2 protein-coding genes and 1 pseudogene are annotated in these 2292 nt (G+C 55.7%); 1 reads left to right on the forward strand and 2 read right to left on the reverse strand.

From position 1 onward, the window contains the following. Together ACIOZM_RS31750 and rpmH are read right to left on the reverse strand one after the other, a co-directional pair. A pseudogene (locus tag ACIOZM_RS31750) lies at positions 1–109 on the reverse strand (ribonuclease P protein component); the annotation flags it as partial. Next, a complete protein-coding gene (gene rpmH, locus ACIOZM_RS31755; protein WP_003213577.1) occupies positions 90–224 on the reverse strand; it encodes a 50S ribosomal protein L34 in 135 nt (44 codons plus the stop codon). The gene rpmH and the pseudogene ACIOZM_RS31750, both read right to left, overlap by 20 nt. A gap of 567 nt (positions 225–791) precedes the next feature. Here rpmH and dnaA point away from each other — a divergent pair. Continuing rightward, positions 792–2292: chromosomal replication initiator protein DnaA (gene dnaA / locus ACIOZM_RS31760; RefSeq protein WP_401221623.1), on the forward strand; the 1501-nt coding region annotated here is incomplete at its 3' end.

Raw genomic sequence — 2292 nt, forward strand, 5'->3', positions numbered from 1 at the left:
TAGGGGAGTCAAAGACTGCCTTGAAATGCCGGGGGGTAAGCAAACGCTTTTCCCGACTGAAGTCCTGACTCACCTCCAGTACCGGATTATCAAACTGCCAGACGCGCACGACCTTTGGCGCGACGACGCGACAGGACTGCGCGGCCGTTCTTGGTAGCCATGCGAGCACGGAAACCGTGGGTACGAGCGCGTTTGATAGTGCTTGGTTGGAAAGTACGTTTCATTGTCGTGTTACCTGATTCGTCCACAACGGGCCGGAATGGCCCCCGTTTTAAGAGACCGGGGATTCTAGAGAAAGCAAGCCTTCAGGTCAATTTCCAACCAGCGTTTCCTTATAAATAGATCTGCACGGCTATTCGGTTCGAAACCCTGATCACTAGATATAGAAATAAAGAAGGGAATTATTTAAAGCTTTTCTGTAAAGCTTATAAAAACTAGGGACGCCATCGTCTGTGGATAACTACCTTCAGCCTTTGTTTTACCTGATGTACAGAGAATGACAACTACAGTGGAAAACCGTGGTCAGCCTGTGCTGCGCTATCGGATAACCTGTGTGTGGAATGGCCTGTTATCCACAGGCTGGTTATCCACCGAGTTCAACCCCCAGTTGTCCAGTGCCCTTAGAGGCGGTTATCCACAGAGCTTATGCACACACCGTTGGTCGCCTTTTTCTGGTTCAACGCATTGATAAATCATGGTCGACGAGCAACCTGCATGTGGATAAGTGGGCGGCTCGCCGCTACAATGGCCGCTTGTTTTTGCCTCACCGGCTTTCAACTTAGGGGATATCCGTGTCAGTGGAACTTTGGCAGCAGTGCGTGGAGCTTTTGCGCGAAGAGCTGCCTGCCCAACAATTCAACACCTGGATCCGTCCACTACAGGTCGAAGCCGAAGGCGACGAGTTGCGCGTGTATGCACCGAACCGTTTTGTGCTGGACTGGGTCAACGAAAAGTACCTGGGGCGTGTCCTTGAACTGCTGGATGAGCATGGCAATGGCATGGCGCCTGCGCTTTCCTTATTAATAGGCAGCAAGCGCAGCTCGGCACCGCGTGCCGCTCCGAATGCACCGTTGGCCGCCGCGCAAGCTTCCCAGGTACAGGCCAATGCCGTGCCGGTCAGCTCGCCAGCGCCTGCCCCGACGGCAGCCCCGGCGAAACGAGCCACGCAGAAATCCGCCGAAATCAGTGAAGAGCCGTCCCGCGACAGCTTCGATCCGATGGCCGGTGCCAGTTCGCAACAGGCCCCGGTTCGCGCTGAGCAGCGCACCGTGCAGGTCGAAGGCGCGCTCAAGCACACCAGCTACCTCAACCGCACGTTTACGTTCGAGAATTTCGTCGAAGGTAAATCCAACCAGCTCGCCCGTGCGGCGGCCTGGCAAGTGGCGGATAACCCGAAGCATGGTTACAACCCGCTGTTCCTTTATGGCGGCGTTGGTTTGGGTAAGACCCACTTGATGCACGCTGTGGGTAACCATCTATTAAAGAAGAACCCGAATGCCAAGGTCGTGTACCTGCATTCCGAGCGCTTCGTGGCCGACATGGTCAAGGCCCTGCAATTGAACGCGATCAACGAGTTCAAGCGCTTCTACCGTTCGGTCGACGCCTTGCTCATCGATGACATTCAGTTCTTCGCCCGCAAAGAGCGATCCCAGGAAGAGTTTTTCCACACCTTCAACGCCCTGCTTGAAGGTGGCCAGCAGGTCATTCTCACCAGTGACCGCTATCCGAAAGAAATCGAAGGCCTTGAAGAACGCCTCAAATCCCGCTTCGGCTGGGGCCTGACGGTTGCCGTCGAGCCGCCGGAACTGGAAACCCGTGTCGCGATCTTGATGAAGAAGGCCGACCAGGCCAAAGTCGAGTTGCCGCACGACGCTGCGTTCTTCATTGCCCAGCGAATCCGCTCCAACGTCCGTGAGCTGGAAGGCGCGCTGAAACGCGTGATCGCCCACTCGCACTTCATGGGCCGCGATATCACCATCGAGTTGATTCGTGAATCCTTGAAAGACTTGTTGGCGTTGCAGGACAAACTGGTCTCTGTGGATAACATTCAGCGCACTGTCGCCGAGTATTACAAGATCAAGATCTCCGACCTGCTGTCCAAGCGCCGTTCGCGCTCGGTGGCTCGTCCGCGTCAGGTCGCCATGGCGTTGTCGAAAGAATTGACCAACCACAGCCTGCCGGAAATCGGCGATGTGTTTGGCGGCCGCGACCACACGACTGTTTTGCACGCCTGCCGCAAGATCAACGAACTTAAGGAATCCGACGCGGACATCCGCGAGGACTACAAGAACC

It is taken from the genome of Pseudomonas sp. NPDC087346 (genome assembly GCF_044744235.1).
Taxonomy (GTDB): domain Bacteria; phylum Pseudomonadota; class Gammaproteobacteria; order Pseudomonadales; family Pseudomonadaceae; genus Aquipseudomonas.